The sequence below is a fragment of the Halomonas sp. AOP43-A1-21 genome, from assembly GCF_052376775.1.
In the GTDB taxonomy this organism is placed as follows: Bacteria; Pseudomonadota; Gammaproteobacteria; order Pseudomonadales; family Halomonadaceae; genus Vreelandella; species Vreelandella colorata.
In genome coordinates, this window is record NZ_JBQSWC010000076.1 from 1 (window position 1) to 2,490 (window position 2,490).

General features: G+C 51.2%; 2 protein-coding genes. Both read left to right on the plus strand.

The window, feature by feature from the left end; all coding sequences use genetic code 11:
• Positions 1-735: 735 nt before the first annotated feature.
• Positions 736-1,074: a helix-turn-helix domain-containing protein gene (locus ACT3R7_RS20555; protein WP_193057445.1), complete on the plus strand. Its 339-nt coding sequence runs from the start codon at positions 736-738 to the stop codon at positions 1,072-1,074.
• The gene (locus ACT3R7_RS20560) at positions 1,061-2,317 is read left to right on the plus strand and encodes a type II toxin-antitoxin system HipA family toxin (protein WP_192536201.1); all 1,257 of its coding nucleotides are present in this window, start codon (positions 1,061-1,063) and stop codon (positions 2,315-2,317) included. Before ACT3R7_RS20555 ends, ACT3R7_RS20560 begins: the two co-directional genes overlap by 14 nt.
• Positions 2,318-2,490 lie beyond the last annotated feature (173 nt).

Below are 2,490 nucleotides of genomic sequence, written 5' to 3' on the forward strand. Positions count from 1 at the left end.
GTACGGCTCCTATGAAAAGACACCAGCACCGTCGAAAAACACAGCGTCTCCACCGGATGCTTAAACTTACGATTCTCACCCCAAAAAACACATACGCTTCTTTTTAGCTGCTGCGGCCGATCAGGTGACTCATCACGTATCCTCAAGGTTCACCCGATGCCTGCTCCAACGAAAGATGCAGATTTTCAGCCCCTTCTTCGCAGTTCTAGTCTGGTGCCTGGTGCCACTGAACATAAGTTTTAAGCGTCTCAGTAGTCGCTCCACCTGCCATACACGTTACGACCGGGACATCAACGATCAAGCATCAAGGTATCTTGAAGTTGAAGGCTGAAGGACTTGCCCATCGAAGCTCGCGTAAATCCGCCACGTTGTCGGTAGCAGCCGTTGAAGAGGGAAGCCCCACCCATTAGGGCGGGGAGCAGTTACCTCATCACTTCTTGCACAGCGAGCAAATCGAAACTGTTGCCTATCTCACCCAAAGTCGCGAAGTCCTTACCGTAAATCCACCCTATGTGCTTAATGTTACAGGTTACGATCGCAACATCTGCCTGGGCAGAAAATGATGACATCATCAAAGAACCAAAAGCAGTTAACCTCAAAACCTCATCTGCCATCCAATTACCCATCAGTGACCAGCGCCCACCAGTAAGGCTCAAAGTTGTTCTCTAAGGTAAAAATGTAATAAATCGACATTATATTGTCGATAATAAAAGATATATATATTATAGTGTCGATATGAAAACACGGCATGTTACCCTCAGCCCTAAAGCCTCCCTCTCCCTGCGTCTGTTCGCCGGACTGATCGAAGAGGGTAGACTCAATAAAGGGTGGACCCGCGACGAGCTCGCTGATCGGGTTGGTGTTGGCGTGGTCACTATCCGTCAGGTCGCCAAAGGCTCATCCCGAGTGGCTATTGGAACTTATTTCGAAGCTGCGGCGTTGGTCGGCGTTTCGCTATTCACCAATGATCTGGACACACTAAACCGCGAACAAACGATCCAGCGAGACCGGCTAACATTGCTCCCCAAGCGGGTTCACCGCCAGCCACAAGAGCCTATTGATGATGATTTCTAGTCGACGCGCCTACGTTTGGATCTGGCTTCCCAGACAGACATTTCCAGTGGTCGCCGGTCTTGTCGAACGCGATGATCAAGACCACTATCGCTTTACCTATGGTCGTAGTTACCTTACACGCCCTGATGCGATCAGCCTATTCCCCGAAGAGCTCCCCCTTCGTCCCGGAAACCAGGAGAAAGTAGACGGTGCGTTACCTTCCTGCCTACGTGACGCCTCACCAGACGCTTGGGGGCGACGCGTCATTATCAACCGTCTTACGGGGCAAAAAGGCGATAAGGCTAATGGTGTCGACTTCAATGAGTTAGTCTATCTGCTCGAATCTGGCTCGGATAGAATCGGTGCGTTAGATTTACAGCAATCGCCCACTGACTACCGACCACAAGAGAACCAAGTTGCCACCTTGGATGAATTGCAAGAAGCCTCAGCGTATGTAGAGGCTGGAGAACCGCTGCCCCCAGCCTTAGACCTGGCCATTCAGCATGGCAGCAGTATCGGCGGTGCCCGCCCTAAGGCTCTGTTGAACGATCAGGATCGCAAATTGGTGGCAAAGTTCTCTTCTAGTACCGACCTTTACAGCGTAGTGAAGGCGGAATTTGTCGCCATGCGGCTCGCCCAGCAGGCGGGGCTGGATGTTGCGCCCATCAAGATGGCCCGCTCATTAGGCAAGGATGTACTGCTGATTGAACGCTTCGACAGAATGAAGACAGCTGATGGTTGGGGGAGACACATTGTGCTCTCTGCTCTCACGCTGCTCGGTCTGGACGAGATGATGGCCCGCTATGCCAGCTATGAAGATCTCGCCCATCGAATCCGATCTAAATTCAACCAGCCGGGGAAAACACTGGTCGAGTTGTTCAGCCGCATCGTCTTCAACGTACTTTGCGGAAATACCGACGACCATGCACGTAATCATGCTGCCTTCTGGGATGGTATGCACTATCGACTAACTCCGGCCTACGATATCTGTCCGCAGTCACGTACCGGTGGCGAAGCCACCCAGGCGATGCTGTTGTATGACCAGGAACGTCGCAGTCAGCTAATCCACTGTTTGGCAGCCGCAGAGCGGCTCGGTCTTAGCCGGACTCAGGCCCGTGAAATCATCAATCACCAGATTGCGATCATCCATGATTATTGGGATGCTGTTTGCGATGAGGCTGACCTAAGCCAGGTCGATCGTGACTTTCTATGGGGTAGGCAGTTTCTAAATCCGTTTGCGCTGGAGGGCTATTCTGAGAGATGAGACAGCATTCTCCTGGTTAGATACAGTCATGATGAAATCATCAAAGCACCAAAAGCGGGTAACCTCAAAACCTTATTTAGAATTATCATCAAAAGCTCATTTGCTATCCAATTGCACATCAGTGACCAGCGCCCACCCGTAAAGCTCAAAGCTGTTTTCCACGCTGTCACAAA